Raw genomic sequence first — 25,706 nt, 5'->3', positions numbered from 1 at the left:
ATATGAAATCTGCGATTCCCGAGATTGGGGCTCCGATCACCGAGCCAGCCGCCGGCAACGGCGGCGACCGCCAGGAGGTCTCGCTGCACGGCGAGATCCTGTTGCGGCTCCGCGACTACGTCGTGGAGGGCAACATTCCCGAGGGCGGGCGCGTTCCCGAACGCCAGCTCTGCGAAATGCTGGGCATCTCCCGGACGCCGCTGCGCGAGGCGCTCAAGGTGCTGGCCGCCGAAGGCCTGATCGAGCTATTGCCCAATCGCGGCGCCCGGGTGCGCCAGCTCAGCCAGCGCGACCTCGAGGAATTGTTCGACGTCATGGCCGGGCTGGAGAGCCTGGCCGGACGGCTGGCCTGCGAGAGCATCACCGACGAGGAAATCGCCGCGATCGAGCGCCTGCACTACGAGATGTACGGCCACTATTTGCACCGCGACATGCACGGCTATTTCCAGAACAACCAGCAGATCCACGAGAGCATCGTTGCGGCCGCGCGCAACGAGACGCTGAAGACGACCTACGCCAACTTCGCGGGCCGGATCCGCCGCGTGCGCTACTCCGCCAATTTCGCCCGCAAGCGGCAACGCTGGGCCGAGGCGATGCGCGAGCACGAGGCGATCCTCGATGCGCTGCGTCGCCGCGCCGGCAGCGAACTCAGCGACATCCTGTTCGCCCACCTGCGCAACAAGCGGAGCGCCGCGATCGAGCACCTCGCCGAGGGAGCGGATGGCACCCAGGAGGCAGCGCCTCACGGCAGCTAGTTGCTCATTTTGAATTCATAATGTAATTCTCGGCGCAATCGAATGAATAATCCACGGGCAATATGGGTTGCGCCGCGGATCACATCGGATCTGGGATGAAGAACGCCTCATCGCTCGAACAGCGCCTGCGGTCCGACCTGACCGGCGACGTGTTTTTCGATGCCTTCAACCGCGGCCGCTACGCGACCGACGCCTCGTTCTACCAGATCATGCCGGCCGGCGTGGTGGTGCCGCGCACCGTCGACGAGGCGCTGCGAACGCTTGCGATCGTCCGCGACGCCGGGCGGATCGTGACCCCGCGCGGCGGCGGCACGTCGCAATGCGGCCAGACCGTCAATGACGGCATCGTGGTCGACCTGTCCAAGCACCTGAACCGCATCGTCTCGCTCGATGTCGAGAACCGCATCTGCGTGGTCGAGCCCGGCATCGTGCTCGACGATCTCAACCGCCAGCTCAAGAAGCATGGGCTGTGGTTTCCGGTCGACGTCTCGACCGCGTCGCGCGCCACGATCGGCGGCATGGCCGGCAACAATTCCTGCGGCGGACGCTCGCTGCGCTATGGCACGATGCGCGACAATACGCTGTCGATGGATGCGGCGCTTGCCGACGGCACGCTGCTGCATTTCGGCGAGGTGCCGCGCGACCTGACGCGGATCAACGCTCCCGACAGCGGATCGCAGCTATTCCGCGACATGCTCGATCTCGGCGAACGCGAGGCGGCCGAGATCGCGGACAAATTCCCCAAGGTGCAGCGCCGCGTCGGCGGCTATAACCTCGACGCGCTGGTGCCACGCAACGCGCCGAACAACATGGCGCATCTTCTGGTCGGCTCGGAAGGCACGCTCGCCTTCACCACGCAGGTCGAGCTGAAGCTGTGGCCTGTGATCCGCAACAAGGCACTCGGCGTCTGCCATTTCGGCAGCTTCTACGAGGCGATGGACGCGGCCCAGCATCTGGTCAAGCTGCGGCCCATTGCCGTGGAGCTGGTCGATCGCACCATGATCGCGCTGGGCCGCGAGATCGCGATGTTCCAGCCGATCATCGCAGCAGCCGTGCGCGGCGATCCGGACGCCATCCTGGTGGTCGAGTTCGCCGAGGAAGACCAGGCCGACAATCTCGCCCGCCTGAAGCAGCTCGGACAGCTGATGGGCGACCTCGGCTTCGGCTGGGACAAGCCGCAGCGCAAATGGGGCGGCGTGCTCGAGATCGTCGATCCCGCACTGCAGACCGGCATCGCCGATTTCCGCGCCGCCGGGCTCAACGTCATGATGTCGATGAAGCAGGAGGGCAAACCGGTCTCCTTCGTCGAGGATTGCGCGGTGCCGCTGCCGCATCTTGCCGACTATACCGAAAGGCTCAACGCCGTGTTTGCCAAGCACGGCACCCGCGGCACGATGTATGCGCATGCCTCCGAAGGCTGCCTGCATGTGCGCCCGGTGCTCAATCTGAAGCTCGAGAAGGACGTCAAGGCAATGCGTGCCATTGCCGAGGAAGCCTTCGCGATGGTGCGCGAGTACAAGGGCTCGCATTCCGGCGAGCACGGCGACGGCCTGGTGCGCTCGGAATTCCACGAGACCATGTTCGGCGCGCGCATCGTGGCGGATTTCCGCGAGGTCAAGCAGCGCTTCGATCCGACCAATACGCTCAACCCGGGCAAGATCGTCGATCCGCCCAAAATGGACGACCGCTCGCTGCTCCGTTTCTCGCCGGAGTATCGCGTCGGCGAATTGAAGACCGCACTCGACTGGTCGGCCTATCCCGGCGCCGGCGGCGGTTTCCAGGGCGCGGTCGAGATGTGCAACAACAACGGCGCCTGCCGGAAGCTCGAAGGCGGCGTGATGTGCCCGTCCTATCGGGCGACGCGTAATGAGAAGGACGTCACCCGCGGCCGCGCCAACACGTTGCGGCTGGCGATCTCGGGCCAGTTGGGGCCGAACGCACTCGCCTCCGACGAGATGATGGAGACGCTGAAACTCTGCGTCTCCTGCAAGGCCTGCCGCCACGAATGCCCGACCGGCGTCGACATGGCCAAGATGAAGATCGAGGTGCTGGCCGCGCGCGCCGCGACGCACGGCCTGTCGCTGCGCGACCGGCTGGTCGGCTATCTGCCGCGCTACGTCGATCTCGCCTCGCGCCTTGCGCCGGTCGCGAACTGGCGCAACCGCAGCCCGCTGCTGCGCGTGCTGTTCGAGAAGGTCGCCGGGATCAGCGCCAAGCGCGCGCTGCCGGCGTTTCGCCGCGACACCTTCCGGCCGGACGCCGAGATGCTGGGTCCGGCGGATGGCCGCGAGGTGGTGCTGTTCGTCGATACGTTCAACCGCGGTTATGAGCGCGAGAATCTCGACGCCGCGGTCGAGGTCCTGGTCGCCGGCGGCTATCGCGTGCATCTGCCCAGGCCGTCGGACGGCGGCCGCCCGCCGTGCTGCGGGCGCACGTTCCTGTCGGCCGGGCTGGTCGAGCAGGCCCGCGCCGAGCTCGACCGGCTGGTTGCGACCTACGCGCCGTTCGCGGCGCGCGGCGTGCCGATCATCGGCCTTGAGCCGAGCTGCCTGCTAACGCTGCGCGACGAGCTGCTGTCGCTGCGCTCGGACGACGCTGCGGAGACCGTCAGCGCGCACGCTCTGCTGCTCGAGGAATTTCTGGTGCGCGAGGCCGAGGCCGGGCGCCTCGCTCTGCCGCTCGGCGCGGTCGCCGGCAAGGCGGTCGTGCACGGTCATTGCCACCAGAAATCCTTCGGCGCGTTCAAGCCGGTGGAGAAGGTGCTGCGGCTCGTGCCGGGCCTCGACGTCAAGACCATCGAGTCGAGCTGCTGCGGCATGGCCGGGGCGTTCGGCTACGGCGCGGACACCTATCAAACCTCGATCGAGATGGCCGAGCTGTCGCTGTTGCCGGCAGTCCGTAGCGCGGATCAGGACACGCTGATCGTGGCCGACGGCACCTCATGCCGGCACCAGATCAAGGACGGCAGCGGACGCACGCCGCTGCATGTCGCCAGCGTATTGGCGATGAGCCTGAAACGTGCGACATCGAATTCCGACCAATCGTTACCGACAAAGGAAGAGGCCCATGGCTGAGCTCACTCTCGATATTGCCCGCAAGATTCTGGATGCCGCGCTCGCCAAGGGCGTCGAGAAGAAGCTGAAGCCGCTGGTGGTCACCATCCTCGACGCGCGTGGCGCGGTGAAGGTGACGGCGGCGCAGGACGGCACCAGCCTGATGCGGGCCGAGATCGCCCACGGCAAGGCCTATGGCGCGCTGGCGCTCGGGATGGGATCGCGGGCGCTGTTTCAGCGCGCGCAGGAGCAGGCCTATTTCATCGACAGCGTGAACACGCTGGCGCAGGGTCGGCTGGTGCCGGTCCCCGGCGGCGTGCTGATCATGAACGGAGGCACCCTGCTCGGCGCTGTCGGCGTCAGCGGCGACACCTCAGACAATGACGAGATCTGCGCTGTGGCCGGTATCGAAGCCGCTGGCCTGAAGGCCAACGCGGGTTAGATCCCGCCTCATTTGCTGATACCCTCAGGTATTATGGCGGGGCCATAGCGCTGGGCGATGTTCTGCGCACGGGGCAATGAGGGCGCAACTTATGTCGTGGGGGTTCGAGTCACGAAACCCACTATTTTGGACGCTCAGTTTTCTTACCGCAGAGCGGTATGACTCGCGAGGCGGCTCATTGACAGTTCGTCAAAGCTGCCATTTTCGCGCGATTCTTCCCCCCAGAATAGTGCCCGAGCAGGTTCAAATCCCGGACGTGCAACCATCTCAAATTGCTGTTTCAGGCAGTAGCCTGACTGAACCCCGCCTCGTCTCCTGGCCAGTGCGTCCCGAACGCAGTGAGCATCTTCTAAGCTATTGATTTTTCTTGCGTGACATCCGTTTTCGTACCGTTTTGTTCACGGTCGTTTCACCCCAATTCGTTGCGATTTCGTTGCGGAGTTTCTCAACGAGAACTGCATTCGCTGCAGCGTTCGGGCTTTCGGAGACTTGGATAGCTGGTCGGAACTCGGGCAAGGTCCACCCGACCAAGCGGTCATTGCCAGACCGGCTCTCCGGCGCGACGGGCACGAAACTGAGGCCATCTTGCACGAAGCGGTGAGTCCTCTGTGAGCGGTCGGGGTTCGAGTCAGTGGTCGCGGAACGCTTTCATGGCAGAGGCCGAGCCTGCAGCGCCACCCAACAGGATTTCTGGGCGTGGTCGAATAGGCCGAGGTGCTCGGCGATGGCCTCGGCGGCCAGACTGGTCAGGTCGGGTCGCGGTAAACGCACGAATGCTTCCGCCTCGGCGCCTGACACAGCGATCTTGAGACCCTGCTTGCGCGCCAAATGCATCATGGCGACATTCTCGACCAGGCAGTTCATGAACATCACGCGCATACCCCAGTTGCGGGCACGCGCCGTGCAACGTTCGAGCAGAGCGCCGCCGATACCTTGGCCTCGGCTCTGCGGCAAAACGGAGATGCCCAACTGCGCATGTCCGTCCTCGCGAGCGAGGTGGGCCGCACCAATGATTTCGAGATCGTTACCCGTGACGACAAAGACGACGTCACGGGTCAAGTCGATACCTTCGACGTAGTGGCGTATACCATCGTCGGACAGCATATGCGCGAATCTGAGGTGGCGATCTTCCACGTCAAGGGCCAGCAAATGGGTGAGCAGTTGCGGCCGTTCGTTCGCGTGTAGTTCACGCGTCAGTGCGCTCATTCCCAGCCAGATCCCTGGATCATTCCCATGGCCAGATCCCTGGATCATTCACATGCGTTCGCGGGCCGCGCGTCCCTCAATGCGCGGGCGCGGCCGCCGGTAGACCTTTGGCGGAGGCTGGACGTATCGCCAGCAACAGAAGCGCCCCCGACAGCAGGTACAAAGCCATCACGAAGTAGATGCTGTATATATTGTCGCCGGTGCTTCTCAGGATCAACCCGTTGATTGACGGGCTGACCGCCGGACCGAGATTTCCAAGGCTGCTGATGAGAGCAAGACCGCCGGCGGCGGCCCCGGCCGACAAATACTCGCTCGTCAGCGCGAAAAAGAGCGGAGTCGCCGAGGCGATCCCGATGACGGCGACGGCGAGCGCCAGGATCGATCCGACCAAATTCCCCTGCAACAGGGTGGTTGTGAAAAGACCGATCGCCGCAATGACGACGCAGACCGCAAAGTGCCATCGGCGCTCATGTCGCTTATCCGAATGACGGCCAATCAGGATCATGCCGATGATCCCGGCGGCATTCGGGAAGCTCGCGTAGATCCCGACGAGGAACAGATCCTTGACGCCCCAGCTCTGGATCAGGGTCGGCACCCAAAACACCATTGTGTAAGTGGCGCCCAGCAGAAAGAAATAGACCAGCGCCAGCGCATAGGCCTTCGGATCCTGCAGCATCTGCACAAAGGTTCCGTCAGCCTCGCCTGCGACATCCTTGACGTCATGCCGGAAGGCATCCTCGACCAACCCCTTTTCCTCAGTCGAGAGCCAGGGGGCTTGGTCAGGTTTGTCCTTCAGCAGGAGGTAGACCAAAAAGCCGAGAACAATCGCGGGCAATCCCTGCGCGAGGAACAGCCATTGCCAGCCATGAAGACTGGCGAAACCGTCGAGGTATTTCAGAATGAATCCGTTCAGTGGTCCCGCCACAAGCGATCCTATCGTGGTGGCCGACATGAAGATCGCAATCACCTGCCCGCGCCGCGCTGACGGATACCAGTAGGTGAAGTACAGAATTACGCCCGGAAAGAAGCCCGCCTCAAAGACGCCAAGCAGAAATCGCACAACGTAAAACTGGAGAGGCGTTGATACGAACATCATGGCGGACGCGGCCAGGCCCCAGAGCACCATGATGCGCAGCAACGTCTTGCGCGCGCCGATTCTGTCCAAAAGAAGATTGCTGGGCACTTCAAAGAGGAAATATCCGATGAAGAAGATGCCCGCGCCGAGGCCGTAGACAGCATCGTCGAACGGCAAGGTCTGCTTCATCTGCAGCTGCGCATATCCGATGTTGATACGGTCCAGGTAGGCGACCATGTACGCAACGAGCAGCAGCGGCAGGAGACGCCAGTCGATCTTCGAGAACACGGCCTTGACAGACGGGTTTTCCAGCGCCGACGACGCGACGCTATTTGCAGGCTGCAAATGCATATGCTTCCACCCGATATTCCTGGACTCTGGTGACCCGCGCGCGGCATTCGCCCGCCGGCCCCGGCGAGATATTTTGGGTCAATCCCGCCGCGGCGGCGTTACCTCGCCGCTCGTCCGGCCGCTTGCGGTTTCTTCTGCCGCCGTCGGGCCCTGATGCGCGGCTACGGGAGGCGCGGGCCTTATCGATGCTCCCTTCGTGGAAACCTCGACAGGCTCGTTCGACGCCATTGTTGGCGGCGTGGCCGTCGCGGCGACGGATGGCAGCGCATGAATCTCCCGCAACGCCGCGCGAAAGTGATCGATCAACTCATAGGACTCGTCCTGCGAGCTGCGGCCGCTGCGATGCGCTTATGTTCGGGACCACTATACTCGGGCGAGTGGTCGACGTAGCTGCGCGGAATATCTTTTCATCCAATGTCAGTGCAGCCGGTACAACCTCGAGATATGCCGCATGCGCATAATGCGCGCGCCGTCATCTACTCGTTCGTCTGTCAAACACCCGAGACCGAAGCTGCCTTCATGTTGCCTTCCGTTTCCGTGTCGACCTTAAAGCCCCTTGCGGATAAATCACGACCCAGGGTCTCGGGAAGCAGAAGTGAGGAGAGAATGAAAATAGCCGCAGCGGGAAGGGCCACGGCCACCATGCCGTTCAGCAGGCTTCCGCCTAAATGCCCGGCCGCAAGCGGTACAATCACGGGGGCGATGCTGCCGAGCCCTCGACCTCCCATATAGAATGTAGACACCGCCGTCGCACGCAGGTTGACCGGATAGAGTTCGGAAATCCAGACGCCTGTCACACCCAGCGCCACGTTGCCAATGCCGAAACCGATGTAGAGCCAGAACATCGGCCATTCGGTCTTCGATCCGGCGTAGAGCTGACTGCCCCATACGGCCATACCGACCAGAGACCCGACCCAAAACAGCGCGGGCACGAGAGCTCCGAAGCGGCGGCCGGCTCTGTCGTTGAAAAAGCCGTTCGCGAGGTAGCAAATGCCGCTGACTACGGAGAGCAGGACGGCCGTCGTACGGACGACATCACCTGGCGTATGCATATCACGTAGAAGCAGCGTCGGAATAAAAGAGACGACGCTGTAGTAGCAGAGCATATAGCTCATCAACCATACGAAGCCGATGACGGTCTGCCGTGCCAGCCCGTTCCGGAAGAGATCCGCGAGCGGAAGTGTGCGAGCTTCTGCCGTGGCCCGGCTGGCCTTGCGTTGCGCCTCATACTCCAGCCAGATCTTGGATTCAGGCATGAAGAAGCGAATAAAGATGATCAGTAGAATGGGCACGCCGCCACTCAGCAAACCGATGCGCCAGCTCCACTCGTCACTGAACGTTGCAATCAACCAGATGCCAACGATTGAAGCCGTGGACGACGCGATCACGGCGCAACCTTGGAGCGCGGCCGCCCCCAAACCTCGGCTGCCTTTTTTCCAGGCCTCGTTGAAGAGCACCATGCCGACGCCGTACTCGCCGCCGAGACCGATGCCGGTGATCAAGCGCAGCGCGGCAAGAGACCAGTAATTCCATGCGAACGCCGAAACAATCGCGGCGACAGAAAACAGTGCGATTGTGAGCTGAAGCGAAGTCTTTCGGCCAAATCGATCACCGATAACGCCGAATAGCGCTCCACCGATGGCCGATCCGAACAATGTAAGCGCTTGCAGCGAGCCGACCTCGGTGAGCGATAGCGACATCGATCGCTGGATCGCAGGCAAGAGGAACGGGAATATCAGAACGTCATAGAAATCGAGTATGTAGCCCAGCATCGCCGATATCATGATCGAGTACCGTTGCCCCGGGGTGTAGTCTTCCGAACTCGAGGTGGCTGCCGACATGTGACGCGTTCCTGTTGGAGGATTGAGATCGATAGAATTGCCGAGACGCTTGCTGCGTCTTTGAGGGTCGAACGGCGACTCCGGCATTTATTGGAGGGCACAAACGCGACCCCGGTATCATTCGGAGCGCATTCGCGACTCCGGACTTGCGCGCGTGATGCGCAGGGCCTAGCGGCCCGGTGCCTTCAACTGCGGATAAGCAAAATCGCCCTTGTCGAGGATGTGAATATCATCGAGCCACAGGCTGCAGCCGCGAAGCGGAATGTCCAAATGACACGGCGTGTCATTCGTACCGCCGAGCTCCGTGTTCGGACCCGTCGAGAACAGGACGTTCCCGTAGAAGGAGAGCGCATTCATGATGTGCTCCGACGAGAATTCCTGGGAAGCGGCGATGTGGTGCCAGGTGGCACGCTCGTTCGCCCCCCAGCCGATATGCGAGATCGCCCAGCCGCGCGTATCGCCGAAGCTGTCGATATAATTCTTGATGAGCAACGCATCGGTGCCTTCACCCTTGAGGTCGACGATGTAGCCATCCTTGATGGTCAGCGTGACCGGCGACTGGATGTAACGTTTAAACGCGCAGAGGATGTCACCGGGCATCAGCACCACAGTGCCGTTGACCTCGCCGTCGGTCGCCTGGGTAAAGGCAAAACCTGACGGGAAGTGATCCCAGCGCCCGGGCTCATCCGTGTATCCGTATTCGGAAATGACCGGGTATTGCTTCAGGCCATAGATGACGTCCGTTCCGCCCGGTGACGTGATCCGCATTTTGCTGGCCGACTGCAGCAGGGTTCGCGAGAGCTCTGTTCGCCGGCGCAGATCTTCGGTCGGGAACATTTTCTTGAGGATGTGGAACGGTTCCATCACACGCAGGATGCGCGTGCCTGCCTCCTGAATTTCGAGTTGCTCACGGGAGAACAGCAACCCCAGAAGATCGATCACCATATCCACGCGCTTGAGCGTATCGATCGCCGGCTGGTTGCCGGCGAGCGCATGCCGGCCCTGCACGCCCGCGACCTTGCCCTGGCCGTACTTGGGCACGTTGAGATGAAAGGTCGTTGCGCCCAGGCTTTGCGCAGCGAGCATGAAAGCCTGGGCGTATTCCTGCTGATCCTCGCCGCCGCTCAGGACCGCAACAATTTCGCCCTTCTTCACCTTGCAGAGTGTCAACTCGGCCTTGAAAAGCTCTAGCATGTCAACATCAACGATTTGTCGGGACATCTTCACTGATCTCCTGTTTGCTGGACGTGGACGCGCGACGGTCGAACCGGTCGCGCTAGAAGCTCTTCAACGATCGAAAGAAAGCCCTCCGTATCGTCGATCTGCATTTGGTGCCCCGCGCTCTCCAGCGTCCTGATCGCGATCGACGGCAGCAATCTGCGAATTTCTGTTTCATCTTCGGGCCGAATGACCCCTCCTCGCCCCGCAACGATTAATGCGGTCGGAACGCTGAGGTGGGCGAGGTCGCGATGAATGTCATCGTGATGAAAGCCCCTGTGACCTTCGATGAGCGCGCGCTCGTCGCAAGTATGCATCCACTCCGCCCTGGCGCGGATGTGCTGCTCAGGCCACCGAGGCGCGGAAGGGCTGCGCAGAGCTGCGTCGATCTCGCCACGCTTTGCGCTATGAAGCAGTTTGAGGAGGGGTTCGATCGGAATCGGGTAGGCCCGGCGTCCCGGACCAGAGACCGGTGGATCGATCAATATCAGCTGTTCAACAGATGATGGCCGCCAGCGTGCAGCACGTATTCCGATGCGGCCGCCCATTGAGTGGCCCATCAGTGTGTACGGACCAAGTCCGAGCGCCCCAGCGAACGAGACGAGATCGGATGCGCACGCGTCGAGAGAGTAATTGAGATGCGGGCCACTTTCGGACAGGCCGCGGCCGCGGACATCGAGCACGTATACGTCGTGTCCGATGCACAATCGCTCCGCGATGAAAGCCCATTGCGCCGCAGTCGTCGATATGCCCGGCACAATCACGATAGCAGTTCCTGTTCCGCCGAAACGCAGATAGTGCTGACGGATGCTGTTGGCGCGCACATGTGCCCCGTACAGAAGTCCGGATGCTGGGGCGCGGCTCACGTCAGCTGATCCTCTGTACGAAAGTCCGACAGCGGACGAAGGCGCTCGATTGCGACGTCCGTCGGCACCACGTCTGCGTACTTGCTGGCGATATCGAACAGGTTGATGGCGTGCGACGTGGGCGAGCGGTCATAGACCGCATCGCTCGGCACGATTGATTTGAAGTTCAACGCGCACGCATCCACGACCGAGGCCCGGACGCAGCCGCTTGTCGTGCAGCCGGTCACCACAAGCGAGTCGATGGCGGCCCCGATCAGATACGTCGCAAGCGGAGTGCCGAAGAATGCGCTTGCCTGCGTCTTCGGCAGCAGTAACTCGCCGGGCTCCGGAGCCACTTCACGGACGAACTCATAGCCCTCGGGCGGGATCCGCATGATACCGGGGATCTTTGCGGAGAACGCGCCCTGGTCCTGGCCCACCTTCCGCGCTACATGCGGGAAAATCACCGGCCATTTTCTCTCGCGAAACAGCCGCACCAATTCGGCGATATGTGCGATGGCATGCCAACCCGCTTCGCCGCAGCTGGTGGGATATTGCTTGATTGCCTCGCGGATCGGCATCGGCCTGTCGCCGACCGAGCGGTACTGCACATCGATGACAAGAAGCGCAGGTCGTTTGCCAAATCCAGCCGCGCCACCTAGCCCTGCGAGCACATACGTCTCGCGCTCTTCGAGAGGCAGCACATCATCCCACGGCTGCTTTACGGCAGTCATTGCCCGCTCCAGTTATGTTCGTCGGCGGAGTGAAGAGGAATGGTGGTCGCGTCGTACCGGTAGATCCAGTCGTAGCGTGCGGATGTTGCTTCCGATGACCACTGCGTCTTGATGTAATCACCCGCCGTCTCCGGCTTGCACAACGCCTTGTTATGGAAGATCGGCAGCATGCCGGCCGCCGACTTCACGACCTTGCTGGTGCGATCGAGCCGGAGACTTTGATATGCCTCGAATACCGCCGCGACGTCGTTGGGATTCTCATCGAGGCAACGGGCGAGGACTGATGCATCCTCCAGCGCCATGTTCACGCCCTGCCCGAGGTACGGCAGCATCGAATGGCAGGCGTCGCCAAGCAGGGTAACGCGCCCCTTCGACCAGCTAGCCAGCGACGGCCGCACGAATAGGCCCCATTTGTTCAGGGTATCGACGTTCTTGACCAAGTCGACGATGTCCGGATGCCAACCCTCAAAGTCCTTTAGGCATTCCTCGACCGAACCGCTCTCCGACCAGGATTCGAGAAGCCAATCGTCATGGTCGACCTGGCCCGAAAAGGTCATCATCACCGTGTTCTGCCAGCGGACCGGGTAGGCCGTGACATGCGCGGTGGGCCCAATCCATGTTGCCACCTCGGGTTCGCGCTGATGCGGCGCAAGGCGGTCGACCGGCACAAGGCCGCGCCAGGCGATGGTCTTCGTGTACTGGCTCTCGATCTTGCCGATAAGGCCAAGACGGACCTTCGAATGAGCACCGTCAGCGCCGATCAGGGCGCGCCCTTCGACTTCGGAGCTGTCAGCGAGCTTGGCCCGTACCCCTTCGCCGTTTTGACTGAACCCGACAACGTGGGCGTTCAGATGAATGGCGCCCGGCTTCAACTGGCGCACGCCGTCAACCAGGATCTTCAGCAGGTGAGCGCGCAGCAGCAGATAGGGTTGATTGCGCGCTGCATCGGAGCTGCGGTTGTAGAGCGGCCACCTATCCCCGGTGTTCCACAGCCGAATCGAGCGTCGCTCGGCCGCTATGCAGTTTTGCTCGACCTGTTCGGTGAGGCCAAGATCCCGAAGAACGCGCACGCCGTTCATGGAGATCCAAAGGCCGGCTCCCACCTCGCGCAACTCGGACGCTTGCTCAAGTACGTCACAATCGATGCCGCGACGGAGCAGTGACAGCGCCATCGCTAAACCGCCGATGCCGGCGCCGGCAATGAGGACGCTTGATTTGCTGACCTGTTCAATGCTCATGACATCTCCAAACGATAATTGCGCTGTCTCGCAACGGATTAAGCGGCATCTTCGGAGACTTGCCCGGCGGCAAGGCTCCTTACGGCTACGAAAATCTTGGTGTATCCCGTGCAACGGCAGAGGTTGCCGTGCAGGTAGTGACGGATTTCTTCATCGGTCGGGTGCGGCGTCGCCTTCAGCAATGCTGTGACCGCCATAATGAAGCCCGGCGTGCAGAAGCCGCACTGAAGGCCGCCGTGAAGTACGAACGCCTTCTGAATCCGTGATAGGCCATCGGGCGGCGTCACGCCCTCAATTGTCGTGACTTCCCGCCGATCGACATCGACGGCGAGTGTGGTGCAACTCGATATCGGTTCACCGTCGAGCAGAACGGTGCAAGCGCCGCACACTTCCATGTCGCAGGAACGCTTGGTCCCCTTTAGGCCAAGGCGATCGCGGATCAGATCGATCAACAGCGTATGGGTCGGAACCTCGATCGCGGTCGCCTGGCCATTCAACGAGAATGAAATTGGCAGCGCATACGTCATGTCATGCGCACCCGCCTGCTGCGATGGCCTCTTCGGCGTTTCGCAGCAGCAAGACACCTGCAAGATGGCGCTTATAGTCGGCGCCGCCATGCCTATCCTCATTGACTTCAAGCTCATCCAGTGCCGTCGGGAGCACCGCCTCGATAGCCGGGCGAACCTCGGCGACGGATATGCCCTGGAGGGCTTCTTCAACTGCCTTCAAGGGCTGAGGTCGCGAACCGAGCGCTCCGACCCGCACGCGGGCGCTTCTGATCCTCCTTCCGTTGGCGTCCAGCGACCAGGCCATGGCGACGTTCACCGAGGGCCTCTCACCGTGCTTGAACCGCCGATAGGTCACGGGCCCGGCAGGGCGCGGAAACACCACGCGCGTCAGCAACTCGTCGGGCTCCCGCACCGTTTCCAGCTCGCTCCGGATAAAATCGTCGGCGTGGACCAAGCGGGTGCCGCTCGGACCTTGAAGCACCAGCCGCGCATCCAACGCCCCGAGCATCGTTGGCGGATCCGCATGCGGCTCGCCGAAGCACAGATTGCCGCCGATTGTTCCGACGCTGCGGACCCGGACGTTCGCCACATCGGCACAGAGCGAGGCCAGCGCCGGCACATGTTCGCGAATGACGGGATCGCCCGCGATCTTTGCGTGCGTGCAGCGCGAGCCGATTTCCAGCTCGTTCGCGTCGTTCAGGACGATGCGATCGAGGCCGGGGATTCCCTTGATGTCGATAAGCCGCTCGGTATGGATGACGCGCATCTTCATCGCCAGCAGCAATTCGGTGCCGCCGGAATAAAACATGCCGTCGCCCTCCTGCCCGACCGCCCTGATGGCGTCGGCGATGGTGGATGCCCTCTCAAATTCGAAAGGAGTCGTCAGCATGATCAGGCCGCGCCTAGCAGGTTTTTGAGTCGCGCCTCGAATTCCTCGAAATTCTGGTCAACGCGGCGTCTGATGATCCCGAGTCCCATGGTCGCCAGGCGCCCCTGGATGTCGACCTTCGCGTCGACGGCCAGCTTGGAGCCCGAGTCTTCCGGAATCACGCTGACGTCGAGGATGACCGCGAGCCTGGTCCCGGTGATTTTGTCGCGGCCCGTGGCACGAGTGCGGACGTGAGACGGCTCCGTCACCGACTCGACAAGGATCTCGGCCGGCACTTCGAGCTTGAAAGGCCCGATCTTCTGCTTGACCGTCGCCTTGTAGGATTCCAGCCGCGCGATCTCTTCGACGTCCTCGCATCCGGGGATACAGGACGAGATGCTGGGCACGTCAATCAACGTCTTCCAGAGATCCTCTGGCGTCGCCGGCACCAGCATCGACATATTGAATTCCATGAATTCACTTTCTCTTCTGCAAGGCGCGCCATACCTTTTCAGGCGTCATGGGGAGATCCGTAATTCGGATGCCGTAGGCCGAGAACAGCGCATTGGCGATCGCCGGCGCGACGGGCAGGATTGCTCCTTCACCCATTCCTTTGGCGCCGCCCGGGCCCGGCCCGTCGCCATTCTCGACCAGGATGGTGTCAAACACCGGCGGCACGTCCGAAATGCGCGGGATCATGTAGTCGATTGGCGTCGCGTTGATGGGTTGACCGTCCTCGAATTCTAGCTGTTCGTAGAGCGCGTGTCCGAAGCCCATGGTGGCGGCGCCCTCGTCCTGGCCTTCCGCGGCGACGCGATTGATCACGCGCCCGACGTCGGCGGCGCTCGCGTAACGTGGCACGCGAATCTCGCCGGTGTCCTCATCGACGACGATTTCGGCAAGGCCCGCGGATGTTTCCCAGAACAGCGGTGACTCGGCCAGCGCGCCTTTCTTCGAACGCGGCGTGATCGCGCCACGCCCGACGACCTCCCCGGAGTCGACGCCGAGCGTGCGGTGGAAGATCTGATGGAAGGTCAGAACCTCCGACCCGGTAGAGACCCCCCCCTCGACGAGCGACAGACTCTCCTTGGGAAGCTCCCAGACATCCATGACCATGTCGAGGATCTGATCGGCGGCATCGAGCGCAGCATTCTCGACCGACAGGCCGACCACGACGGTCGATCGGCTCGCGCCCGTGCCCCAGTCGTATGGGGCGACGGCCGTATCTGCGCGCAAGGTGCTGACTGCGGAGAACGGCTGCTTCAGCGTCTGCGCGGCGATCCGGGCCATGGTTGCATGCGCGCCCTGGCCGACTTCGACGCTGGAGACCGAAACCAGGATCGATCCATCGATCTTGAGACGGACGATCGCGTTGGCGATCGGCGTGTTCGCCGGATCGGTCGCGGCGACCGCCATTCCGCGAGGCCGCCGATTCGAAGCCTGCGAGTCCGATGCGAACGACTGGGTCACACGGCCCATCAGCTCACTCATGTCCATGTCGAGCGCACGGAGATCGGGCCGTGTGCGCTCACCACGGGCAGCGAGGTTCTTCAACCGGAACTCGGCCGGATCCATGCCGATGGCCGCAGCGACATTGTCCATATGGGATTCTTTGGCCCAGACAGCCTGCGGCCCGCCGATAGAACGGAAGGCGGCGCCGGGAACGGTGTTGGTATAGATAGCCGAGGCCTCGAGGCGCAGGTTCGGCACCGCATAGGGGCCAATGATGCGATTGGCTGATTTGGTAGCGACAGCCGAACCCGTGTCGGAATAGGCGCCGCCATCGAGTAGCAGTTTGGCGCTCTTGGCGAGGATTCGTCCCTTTGCGTCCACGGCCGTGCGAATCGTGACGTCGGCCCCGAGCCTTCGGCAGGTCAGCATCGAATCGGAAATCGATTGGGCCACGCGGACAGCGCGCTGCACCTTCCACGAAGCGGCCGCCACCAGCGGCTCGATCTTCACTGAGGCCTTGCCGCCGAAGCCGCCGCCGACGAAAGGGACGATGACACGGACCTTGGCCAACTGCAGACCGAACAGGCGCGACAGCACCTTTTGAACCGCGGTCGGCGTCTGCGCACCGGCCCAGACTGTGAGGGAATCGCCCTTGAAGTCCGCGATGACCGTGTGCGGCTCCATCGCAAAGTGAGAGATGGCTGGAAACGTGAAGTGATCCTCGTGAACGTAGGCAGCGGCCGCCTCGGCGGCGTCGACATCGCCGACATTGCTGCGGTAGGTGTGGAAGATGTTGCTACCTTGCGTCGGCTTGGCGCCACCCTTGAAATAGAAGTCCTGAAGATTTTCGTGGCGTTCATGGATCAGCGGCGCGTCTTCCGCCATGGCCTCCTGGATGGTCGTCGCGCGCGGAAGCTCATCGTATTCGATATCAACTAGTTCTGCGGCGTTTTCCGCGATCTCGATTGTTTCAGCGATCACCACGGCGACGGGTTCGCCTACATATCGCACACGGTCGGTAGCAATGATGGGCCGGTCCTTGAGCACAACGCCCCAGCGCCCGAACGAGGCGACATCCTTGCCGACAAGCACGTCCACGACGCCGTCCATCGAACGGGCTGCGCTCGTGTCGATCGAAACGATGCGGGCATGAACGGCCGGCGAACGAACCACAAATCCGTGCAGCATCCCCGGGACCGTCAGGTCGGTAATGTATTCGGCGCGCCCCGTGACCTTCTCGATCAGGTCTGGTCGAACGGAGCTCATTTGGTCAGTTGCCGACATTCGTGAAGCCGATGGTGCCTTGGTGCCCCGCTGAGGCGATCTGAGGACACTACGGCATTTATCACTTGTATGCAAGTGCTGCACTTGTACACATGATCTATGATGCACCGCACCGCGAATGAGGGGAGCCCGTCCAACAGCTCGCGGCCGAATGTTGAGCGCCGCACGGCTTCAGTCCTTAAAGCTGTAGATGTCCGCCACCCGGACGACCGAGGAGCCGGGAAACGGGCAGCTCGTGCCGGATCACCTCAACACGGCGGTGGGACGATAAAGTCGGTCTCCGGCCAACAAAGATGGATTCCTGAGTTCAACGAATGTAGACCAATGATCGGCGCCGAGGACTTCGGAGTCGATCAGCCAAAGCTCTCTCGGCGAGATGCGGCAACCGCAAGGGAACGAAAGTCGTGCAAACGAAAACGAAGCGGCGCTCGGTGGAAAAGAAAAAAGAAGCTGCACAGTCATACAGGCTGGATGACGCACCGGGCTTCTTGCTGCGCGTCGCGCTCCGTACTCACACAGCCATCTTTGCCGCGAAGATGATTGAAGAATTGACGGCGCCCCAATTCTCAACGCTGGCGAAATTGAGGGAGGTCGGACCTTGTTCGCAAAACCATTTGGGACGCCTTATACACTACGACTCGGCTACCATTACCGGCGTTATTAATCGTCTCAAATTACGCGGCCTTATAACGAGTTCCGAGGATCCTTTGGATCCGCGACGGCGGGAGGTCGATTTGACCGACAAGGGCAGACGAGTGGCGGACGCCGCAATCGAAACGGTCGGTGAGATTTCAAGCGAGACGTTCGCTCCCTTGACCCGGGAAGAATTTCGAACACTTACCGAAATCCTCAAGAAGATCATACGCCGCTGAGCCCGTTCCCGTCCGGGGTCGAGGATTTTGCGCCTGATCCGGCACGCGATGCCGCCTCCGAAAAAAATCGGCGGCCCACAGGCCGCCGATTGGATCGCAGAACTAAGCAACTAGCCCGCAGGCCCCGCGACCTCCAGGATTGGGCCGAACAGCTCCCAGCGTTCGCCGTTGAACCGCATCATCTGCAACCGTTTGTGGAGGCGGTAGTCGGTCGGCGAGGTGTCGATCGTGATCCCGGGCAGCGCGAGGTCGCCCGTGACATTCTTGAGCGAGGCCGCCTGCTTCATGACGTTCTCGCGCGTCAGGTTGTCGCCGCACTGCTGCAGCACGTGGACCAGAAGCTGTGCCGCGCTGTAGGCATAGGTGTTGAAGTTCGAGCTCTTGTCCCCGTCCGGATCGTACTTCTCCATGAAAGCCAGATAGCGTTTTATGCCCGGATCGTCCTTCCATTGCGGATCGAGCGGCTCCTTGCCGTAATTGGTGCTGATGAGACCCTTGGCGTTTTCAAGCCCGGCCGGTTTCAGGACGCTGCCGACCGAGCTAGCCTTCATGTCGACGATCTGGACCGGATGCCACCCGATCTCAGCGGTCTTCTTGATTGCCTGCGCCGTCTGCTTCGGGGTGGCGGCGATGAAGAACAGGTCGGCGCCGGCATCCTTGATCCTGAGGACTTGCGAGTCGACGGCCGGATCGGTCACCTCGTAGGCAGCTTCCGCGACCACCATCTTGGCGGCATTGTCTCCGAGCCCCGCCTTGATGCCGTTCAGATAATCCTTGCCGAAGTCGTCATTCTGATAAAGCACGCCGATCCTGGCGTCCGGATGCTCCTTCAGGATGAACTGGCCGTAGATGCGCCCCTCGACAAAGTTGTTCGGGTCATAGCCCATGGTCCACGGAAAGTCTTTCGGATCGGAGAACCTCGAGGCGCTGGCGGCCGCGAACAGCTGTGGCACCTTCCTGGAATTGAGATATTTCTGCACGGCTGCGTTCGAAGGCGTGCCGAGGATCTGGAAAGTCAGGAGCACCTCGTCGCTCTCAATGAGCTTGCGCACCTGCTCCACCGCCTTCGGCGGCGAATAGGCGTCGTCATACTGAATCAGGTTGATCTTGCGGCCGTTGATACCGCCCTGATCGTTGATCATCTTGAAATAGGCGGCCTCTGTCTTGCCGATCGAGGCATAGGCCGATGCCGGCCCCGAGAATGGCATGGTCTGACCGACCTTGATCTCCGCATCGCTGGCGCCGGGGTCGTATTTTTTCTGGGCTTTCGCCGGTGAGACCGTCAGCGTAATCGTTAGCACCATTGCGATGACCAGATGCAGAAACCCAGTCCTCATTCTCATTTCCTTTCCGATGCAATTCTTCATGTAATGTCTCCTCCAGTGCATCAAGGGATTCGACATTCATCCTCGCTCCGCAAAGCGCTTCCGCTTCTCTGCAAATGCGGCCACAGCTTCGCGTCGCTCTGGCGACGTGAAAGTCAGTGCCTCCAGTGCAACAGACGTATCGAGCAGCAGATGCGCATACTGCTTGATAATCTTGTTGATGCTGTATTTGGTCCAGATGATTGACTTCTGCGGACCGCCGGCGAGCATCTCGGCATACTCGATGGCTGCGTCCTTAACGTCCCGGTCAGAAATGACTTCGTTGATCATCCCCATGGACGCCGCCTTCTCCGCGGAAATGAACTCGCCCGTCATGAGATAGTGTTTCGCTCGCACCGGTCCCATCAGCAGCGGCCAGATCACGGCACCACCATCTCCGGCCACCACGCCGGCCGTCACATGGGTATCGGCAAATCGCGCAGTCGGGCTTGCGAAGATGACGTCGCAGAACAATGCAAGTGTTGCACCTAGACCGACAGCAACGCCGTTGACGGCGCCGATAAGTGGCACCTCCACCTCAAGCATATTGCGGATGAGGTGGCGTCCGCCCCTCGTTGGCGACGGACCCTTGCCCTTGCCGAGCCCCGTGTCGAGCGACTTCTGATCGCCCCCCGAGCAGAAGCCGCGGCCTGCACCGGTCAGAACGATCGCACGGACGGACTCGTCCTTGTCGAGATCCACAAAGACCTGCTCCAGTTCCTCGTGCATTTCCCAGTTGATCGCGTTCAGAATATCCGGCCGGTTCATCGTCACAACGGCGACGCCGCTGTCGCGCTTCTCGATGATCAGATACTTGTAGCCATGCTGTGTCATTGATCTTTTCCTTTTGTTTCCCTGTCGGTTACGTCTGCGGCTGCAGCCTTCCGAACTCGCTGCGGTGGAAGATGAGGGGCTGCCCGCGGCTATGGACGACGACGGCATGGAGTTGGAGCAGCACGATGACGTGATCGCCCGCCTCCAACTCCTCGCGGACAGTGCAGTCATACTGGGCGATCCCCTCGGTGAGCATCACCGCACCGCTATCAGTGATCTCGAAGGCGATGCCGCTGAACCGCTCCTGAGCCGGGCCGGCGAGCTGGCGGCACAATGCGCCGTGGTCTTCGGCGAGCACCGTGACACCGAGGTGCTCGGCTTTGCGCAGCTCGGGCCACGTGGACGAGCCTTTCGCAACACAGAATGACACCAGCGGGGGTTCGAGAGAGACCGAGGCGAACGAGGAGGCCGCGAGACCCATCAGCCTCCCGTCGACCTGCGCCGCCACCGCCACCACACCGGTCGGGAATGCGCCGAAAGCGTCGCGCAGCATCCTGCTATCCATCTGCTCGCTCATGGATGGCATGCGACTCACGCTCCGTACGCGGTGGCGTACTCGACCACGAGATCGGTCACGGCATCCAGTGCGGCGTGGCCGATCGCTGTCGAACTCCCTTTGGGGTCGCCGAGGACACCGTTGGGCGAGACCGCGTCGATGCCGTCGACGAACGCCCGATGCAGAAATTCCTCGTCGACCGTGCCCAGGTATCCCGCCGCCGCCCGGTCTGCCCGAACGCTTTCGGGGTGCAGGACGAGCATCACCGAGGTCTCCGCCACGTCTGCGTGACCACCGACGTGGCTTCCCAGACCAGCGACCGACTGCGCGGACCTCCGCCACGCGTCCAGAATCGCGGCACTGTCTCTATAGACGATGACCTGAAGTGTCGGGGTGAGCGCCGCAGCCAGCCGCGGCTCGAAGTCGCGCATGATCGGATAGTTGCCGATATGACCGGAGAAGAGGACGACGCGGGTGAACCCGTGCGCAGCCAGGCTGCTGCAGTAATCCATACAGATCGCCTCCAAGGTGGAGGGACGCACCGAGAGGGTACCGGCGAAGCCGAGGTGGTGGGGCGAGTACCCCACCCTGACCGTGGGCAGGACCAGTGCAGTGCCTAGCTTGTTGGCGATGCGAAGCGCGAGGGCGTCGGCGTGATCGCTGTCCACTGACAGCGGGAGATGAGGTCCGTGCTGTTCGATCGCGCCCAGCGGAAGGATCGCCGTACGGGCGCCGCCGGCGATCGCCTCAACGATCTCGGCGCTGGTCAGATACTCCATTCGCAGCTCCCTCGGTCGCCTGGGATACTTCATCTCATGTCCCTCCTCAGCCCTGGAGCCGCGCCTGGCCAGCGAACTCGTTGCGCTCCGCGGCGCTGTACATCTCGTCGACGAGCGCGCTGAACGAGGTCAGCACCGCAGCTCGACGGATCGTGCCCTTGGACGTGAGCTCACCCGCGCCGGGCGAGAGCGCACGTGGCGCGATACGGAAGTCCTTGAGCTGAAGGGGACGCGCGAGTTCGGCGTTGAGTTGCTCGATCCAGGATCGCAGGCCCTCATGCAGCGCATCCCTGTTGAGCCTGCCGCCCTTCTCGGTCGGCCAAATGAGGACGGTGAGGTAATTGCGGCCATCACCGACAACCACGGCCTCCTCGACAAGGGGACTTGCCTTGAGGCGCACCTCGATGGGCTGCGGGCTAATGGTCTTGCCGCCACTGGTGACGATGATGTCCTTGGCCCGACCGATGAGCTTGACCTCTCCGGAGGCGTCGACCTGGACGAGGTCGCCAGTGCGGTACCACTCCCCATCCATCACTGCCGCGGACGCCTCCGGGTCGTTCCAGTAGCCGCGGAACAGCAGGGGCCCCTTCACCATCAGCTCGCCCTCGCTGCTGATCTTGATCGCGAATCGCGGATCCGGCATCGCCTTGCCGACGGATCCCGGAGGTGGGAAGGCGCGGTCCCACTGCGCGAGGACCCAACCGCAGGTCTCGGTGGTGCCGTAGAGCTCGCGCAAATCCAAGCCCCACATTTGCCACAAGGCATGCACCTCGGGGGTCATCGCTCCCGACGCGGTCCAAGCGACGTCGACCCGATCCACGCCCAACTTCGCGCGCAGGGGCAGGAACACCTGCTCCTGCGCCTTGTCGTAGCGTGCTTGCAGTTCGGCAGGCACGATGTCGCCGCGCCGGCGCGCGGCGGCGACCTCTCGAGCCACCGCCATCGCGTCCTCGTAGGACTTTTGGAAGGATGCCGGCGAAGCTTTGATCGCCGAGAGTGCGCCGCTGAGCAGCTTCTCATGAAGCCGCGGCGGCCAAACGATCCCGGTAGGACGTACGCCGCGGAGGGCCTCGGAGCTCTGGTCCAAGCGGCAGAAGGTCACCACCGCCCGGGTCATGATCGGCGCAAAAACGCCGGACAAGGCCGGAGAGACGTGTGACAGGCCCAGGAAACTGACTGAGTCTCGGCGGCTCTTGGTCAGTTCGGGGTTGAGAACGACGGAGCCGAGTATCGAGTACTGCAGGGTGCGGTGGGTATGGATGACCCCCTTGGGGGTTCCTGTGGATCCTGAGGTGTAGAACAAGGCCGCCGTTTGATCGATGCCCCCACCGTCGAGGAGGAAGTCGAACAGAGCCGGGTTGGTTTCGTCGAGGGCTTGGCCGGCCTCGCGCAGGTCGGCCCAAGTCTTGCTGGCGACCGTCTCGGGCAGCCCCGACGGAGCGCCGTCGAAGCTGATCACGGCCCGCAGCGCGGGAAGCTCCGCAGCGACCGCGGCAACCTTTGCGACGTCGGCATCGTCTCCGACGACCATGGCGACAGCTTCGCTGTGCCCGGCGAGCTGCCTCACCTCCACGGCGGCGCTCGTGGGGTAGACGCCCACCGGGATCGCCCCGACGGAGAGGATGCCGAGCGCCGTTATCACCCACTCGCCCCGGCCTGGCGCCATGATGGCGACCCTGTCCCCGCGCGTGACGCCGAGGGCGGCCAGGCCGAGCGCCACCTCGCGCACGGCCGAGGCATACTGCGCCCACGTGGTCGGGATCGCGCGCGTACCGTCCCATTGACAGAACGCGACCTCCTCGGGTTCGATCTCGGCTCGGTCCTGCACCATCTGGGCGAAGGTTCGCTCGACGGCCTCGAAGTTGGCGACGCCGCTGTCGACGACGCCGCTCAGCACTGGCACCTGCTGTGTGCGGGCGGCGGCTGCGGGGGCGGGATTTGTGACCATTGTCATCGCTCCGGTTCGTGAAGCAGACCTGCCGGGCCTGCGTTCGGTGTGGTGTTCAGCGCTGGCGGCCTTCCGTCGGAAGGTCGCGACAACGCACGACCCTGCCTCCATCCTTCACGGAGGCTCCGGGCCACGGGGTCATTGAACCAGGAGGCAGCCTTGGCGAGCGTCATTTCGGCTCGCTGTTGATTCTCAATGTCGTCGTAGTCGTTCACGGTATGCTTGAGCGCCGCATAGAGGACAGGCGCGCGTCGTCCGGCCTCGCGGGCTCGGCCGAGCGCTTCCGCCACTAATCGGTCCGGCTCGACGATGGCGTCGACGAGACCCAACCGCGCCGCCTGGTCAGCGCCGATGAGCTCCCCGCTCAGCAGCAGGTCACGCGCGGCCCGCATCCCGATCAGTCGGACGAGCCGCTGGATGCCTTTATCCGCAGGCAGAAGGCCATGTCTGATCTCTGGAAATCCGAACCTGGCGTGAGGCACGGCAAGCACAGCGTCCGCAAAGAGCGCGTATTCCACGCCGCCGCCGACGCAGTCGCCGTTGACGGCGGCGATCACCGGAGCCGGGTATCGTTCCATCGCAACCAGCAGGTTGTGGAACGCCCGCATCCGGTCCGCGATCGGGTCAGCGGCGAGGCCATCCGCCTCCTTGATGTCGCCGCCGACGCAGAAGAACCGCTTTCCGGCGCCGGTGATCACCAGCGGCGGCGGATCGCTCTCGCCACGATCCCCGAACAGCGCCGTCATGGCGAGCAGCAGCGGACGGTTCAACGCATTGGCCGGCCTCCTGTTGAGCGTTGCGACCACGACACCGTCGTGGTCGACCGTCAGCAGCCCGGTAGCCGCCTCGCTCTCGTTTGGCGTGGATGGAGCCGTCATCTGATGCATCGCTCCTCTAGTTGCTCGAGCGTGTGATCATGACCGAACGGTCCTCATCGCGGGCCGATGGAAGCGCGAGGGTCGCTTTTCACGGAAGGCCTGCCGGCCTCCGCGAAGATGTCGTCGTGGGGCAAGTTGGTCATCGGGTCTCTCCCACCATGGCGGCGCCGACGGCCTTGTCGGCTTTCTTGGGAGCAGTCTCGTCGGTCTTTCCGGCGGCGCGCTGGTGGGCCTCGACTTCGGCATAGTGGGCAGGGCGAGCGGTTCGAATGTCGGCAAGGATCTCCTCTGCCCTGCGCACCACCGACCTGGGGTTCTTGAAAGCAGGGATAACGTAATTGCCGAAGAGCTCGATGGACTTCATCAACTCCCGGTGCGGGAGACCGTCGACGCGCATCGCGATCGCGTCGATGCCTATGTCGACGAACCGCTGAACCTGGGCGATGCAGGTCTTGGGATCCCCGACGATGAAGCTGGCCGACTCATCAAATAGGTAGCGTTGGTTTCTGAAGTCGACGTTCTTGATCTTTCCGAGGCTCGCATAGTCGCTGGACAGCTTCGAGAGCCGCTCGTAGGCGTCGATGGACAGAGCGACGCTCTCGGCCAGAGTGGCCGCCCACCGCTCCGCCTCCTCACTCGTCTCAGCGCAGTGCATTCCGCCGGACACGACCGCTACCTTCTGCGCCTGCACCGGGTACACATGCTCGGCGCTCGCCAGCTCCTTGTCGTAGAGGTCGGCCATCCTCTGCACGGAGCCGAATCCGCTATAGCCGCCACCCATCATGGCGCCGATGCCCATCCGGGCCGCAGCAGTGACCGACTCCGGGCTTCCGGTCGCCATCAGGATCGGCGGATAGGGCTGCTGAACGTGCTTGGGAACCAGGCTGCGCGGCGGGATCTTGTAGTGCTCTCCGACGAAGGAGAAGACGTCGTTCGCGAGGGCTCGGCGAATGACCTCGATGCCTTCGATTTGCTGGCCCCGCGTCTCGTCGGGGGAAACCTCGAAGGCGCGCAGCGCGAGGGTGGTGTTGCCGCGTCCGACGCCAAGCGCGACGCGGCCGTTGGACAGGATATCCTCGGTCGCCAGCCGCTCCGCAACGCGCAGCGCGTGGTTGATCTTCTTGGGCAGCGGCGTGATCAGGTGGATGAATTGGATCCTGCTGGTCAGCGCCATCAAGTACGGAAAAATCACTTCGGGGGCTGAGGTCGAGGCCGTGCCAATCGCGACGTGTTGTTCCGAGCACCCGAACGCATCGAAGCCCACTTTTTCCGCCAGCAGAACCTCGTCAATGAGCTCGCGGTAGCGCCGCGCGTGGGTATGTCCCGGTGGGGTCTCCCCCTCGCTAAAGAAGACAAACCGCATGCGTCGCGCCTCCATTTGAGTCCAAAATGTTAATCTGCACTAACATTGAGCTCAGTGAATCGCCTTGTCAACAGCCTTCAGTCAGCCGGGCCCTTGAATAGAATATTTCTAGATTTCTCGCAAAAATATGAAATGCTGTAAAGCAAAGCGCGTACAACAAGGTGCCGAGGCCCTTACCCGAGGCCAGGCGACGTCGCAAAAAAGTTAGGCATGATTTACATTCCGATGAAACGAGATGTTTACGTGATCCGTTCATTCAGCTTGGGACAGACGACGCGGGCGCGAGGGATGGCAAGGTGCT

General features: G+C 62.4%; 22 protein-coding genes. 4 read left to right on the top strand and 18 right to left on the bottom strand.

The features are described 5' to 3' along the window. Positions 1-2: 2 nt before the first annotated feature. The 3 genes from Q0030_RS03225 (at position 3) to Q0030_RS03215 (ending at position 4,250) form a co-directional block, all read left to right on the top strand. Complete coding sequence (locus Q0030_RS03225; protein WP_298363148.1) at positions 3-755, top strand: GntR family transcriptional regulator; 753 nt, start codon at positions 3-5, stop codon at positions 753-755. Between the two features lie 95 nt (positions 756-850). After that, positions 851-3,829 (top strand): FAD-binding and (Fe-S)-binding domain-containing protein, encoded by a 2,979-nt coding sequence (locus Q0030_RS03220; protein WP_298363147.1) that lies wholly within the window; start codon positions 851-853, stop codon positions 3,827-3,829. After that, positions 3,822-4,250 carry a heme-binding protein gene (locus Q0030_RS03215; RefSeq protein ID WP_298363146.1) on the top strand — a complete coding sequence of 143 codons (429 nt, stop codon included), beginning with the start codon at positions 3,822-3,824 and terminating at the stop codon, positions 4,248-4,250. The genes Q0030_RS03220 and Q0030_RS03215 overlap by 8 nt, the downstream gene beginning before the upstream one ends. 648 nt (positions 4,251-4,898) lie before the next feature. On the opposite strand, the gene Q0030_RS03210 is transcribed toward Q0030_RS03215, so the two are convergent. The 11 genes from Q0030_RS03210 to Q0030_RS03160 form a co-directional block, all read right to left on the bottom strand. Beyond that, positions 4,899-5,456 carry a GNAT family N-acetyltransferase gene (locus tag Q0030_RS03210; protein WP_298363145.1) on the bottom strand — a complete coding sequence of 186 codons (558 nt, stop codon included), beginning with the start codon at positions 5,454-5,456 and terminating at the stop codon, positions 4,899-4,901. A gap of 76 nt (positions 5,457-5,532) precedes the next feature. Beyond that, positions 5,533-6,882 (bottom strand): MFS transporter, encoded by a 1,350-nt coding sequence (locus Q0030_RS03205; RefSeq protein ID WP_298363144.1) that lies wholly within the window; start codon positions 6,880-6,882, stop codon positions 5,533-5,535. 491 nt (positions 6,883-7,373) lie between these two features. Continuing rightward, positions 7,374-8,723 (bottom strand): MFS transporter, encoded by a 1,350-nt coding sequence (locus Q0030_RS03200; RefSeq protein ID WP_298363143.1) that lies wholly within the window; start codon positions 8,721-8,723, stop codon positions 7,374-7,376. A gap of 168 nt (positions 8,724-8,891) precedes the next feature. Further along, positions 8,892-9,944, bottom strand: a complete 1,053-nt coding sequence (locus Q0030_RS03195; protein ID WP_298363142.1) for a leucyl aminopeptidase — start codon at positions 9,942-9,944, stop codon at positions 8,892-8,894. Between the two features lie 2 nt (positions 9,945-9,946). Next, positions 9,947-10,807, bottom strand: a complete 861-nt coding sequence (locus tag Q0030_RS03190) for an alpha/beta hydrolase (RefSeq protein ID WP_298363141.1) — start codon at positions 10,805-10,807, stop codon at positions 9,947-9,949. Continuing rightward, positions 10,804-11,520, bottom strand: a complete 717-nt coding sequence (locus Q0030_RS03185; RefSeq protein ID WP_298363140.1) for an isochorismatase family protein — start codon at positions 11,518-11,520, stop codon at positions 10,804-10,806. Before Q0030_RS03185 ends, Q0030_RS03190 begins: the two co-directional genes overlap by 4 nt. Further along, entirely contained in the window at positions 11,517-12,758 is a 1,242-nt protein-coding gene (locus tag Q0030_RS03180) for an FAD-dependent monooxygenase (protein WP_298363139.1), read from the bottom strand. The genes Q0030_RS03185 and Q0030_RS03180 overlap by 4 nt, the downstream gene beginning before the upstream one ends. 38 nt (positions 12,759-12,796) lie before the next feature. Then, positions 12,797-13,285, bottom strand: coding sequence for a (2Fe-2S)-binding protein (locus Q0030_RS03175; protein ID WP_298363138.1), 489 nt, complete (start codon positions 13,283-13,285; stop codon positions 12,797-12,799). A gap of 1 nt (position 13,286) precedes the next feature. Continuing rightward, positions 13,287-14,156 carry a xanthine dehydrogenase family protein subunit M gene (locus Q0030_RS03170; RefSeq protein WP_298363137.1) on the bottom strand — a complete coding sequence of 290 codons (870 nt, stop codon included), beginning with the start codon at positions 14,154-14,156 and terminating at the stop codon, positions 13,287-13,289. 2 nt (positions 14,157-14,158) lie between these two features. After that, complete coding sequence (locus Q0030_RS03165; protein ID WP_298363136.1) at positions 14,159-14,596, bottom strand: SRPBCC domain-containing protein; 438 nt, start codon at positions 14,594-14,596, stop codon at positions 14,159-14,161. A 16-nt stretch (positions 14,597-14,612) separates the two neighbouring features. Further along, a complete protein-coding gene (locus Q0030_RS03160) occupies positions 14,613-16,853 on the bottom strand; it encodes a xanthine dehydrogenase family protein molybdopterin-binding subunit (RefSeq protein ID WP_298363135.1) in 2,241 nt (746 codons plus the stop codon). Between the two features lie 422 nt (positions 16,854-17,275). Here Q0030_RS03160 and Q0030_RS03155 point away from each other — a divergent pair, with 422 nt between their 5' ends. After that, positions 17,276-17,743, top strand: coding sequence for a MarR family winged helix-turn-helix transcriptional regulator (locus Q0030_RS03155; protein WP_298363134.1), 468 nt, complete (start codon positions 17,276-17,278; stop codon positions 17,741-17,743). 110 nt (positions 17,744-17,853) lie between these two features. On the opposite strand, the gene Q0030_RS03150 is transcribed toward Q0030_RS03155, so the two are convergent. The 7 genes from Q0030_RS03150 to Q0030_RS03120 form a co-directional block, all read right to left on the bottom strand. After that, entirely contained in the window at positions 17,854-19,080 is a 1,227-nt protein-coding gene (locus Q0030_RS03150) for an ABC transporter substrate-binding protein (protein WP_298363133.1), read from the bottom strand. Positions 19,081-19,146: 66 nt separating this feature from the next. Next, a complete protein-coding gene (locus Q0030_RS03145; protein WP_298363132.1) occupies positions 19,147-19,941 on the bottom strand; it encodes an enoyl-CoA hydratase-related protein in 795 nt (264 codons plus the stop codon). A 28-nt stretch (positions 19,942-19,969) separates the two neighbouring features. Next, entirely contained in the window at positions 19,970-20,458 is a 489-nt protein-coding gene (locus Q0030_RS03140; protein WP_298363131.1) for a flavin reductase family protein, read from the bottom strand. Between the two features lie 14 nt (positions 20,459-20,472). Beyond that, entirely contained in the window at positions 20,473-21,216 is a 744-nt protein-coding gene (locus Q0030_RS03135) for a creatininase family protein (RefSeq protein ID WP_298363130.1), read from the bottom strand. 46 nt (positions 21,217-21,262) lie between these two features. Beyond that, on the bottom strand, positions 21,263-23,164 hold the full coding sequence (locus Q0030_RS03130) for an AMP-binding protein (RefSeq protein ID WP_298363129.1): 1,902 nt from the start codon (positions 23,162-23,164) through the stop codon (positions 21,263-21,265). A 2-nt stretch (positions 23,165-23,166) separates the two neighbouring features. Beyond that, positions 23,167-24,042 (bottom strand): enoyl-CoA hydratase/isomerase family protein, encoded by an 876-nt coding sequence (locus tag Q0030_RS03125; RefSeq protein WP_298363128.1) that lies wholly within the window; start codon positions 24,040-24,042, stop codon positions 23,167-23,169. A gap of 139 nt (positions 24,043-24,181) precedes the next feature. Next, complete coding sequence (locus Q0030_RS03120; RefSeq protein ID WP_298363127.1) at positions 24,182-25,405, bottom strand: LLM class flavin-dependent oxidoreductase; 1,224 nt, start codon at positions 25,403-25,405, stop codon at positions 24,182-24,184. Between the last annotated feature and the right edge of the window lie 301 nt (positions 25,406-25,706).

This window comes from uncultured Bradyrhizobium sp., assembly GCF_947648125.1.
Classification (GTDB): domain Bacteria; phylum Pseudomonadota; class Alphaproteobacteria; order Rhizobiales; family Xanthobacteraceae; genus Bradyrhizobium.
The sequence above is the reverse complement of the archived record's forward strand: the minus strand, read 5'-3'. Positions and strand labels throughout refer to the sequence as shown.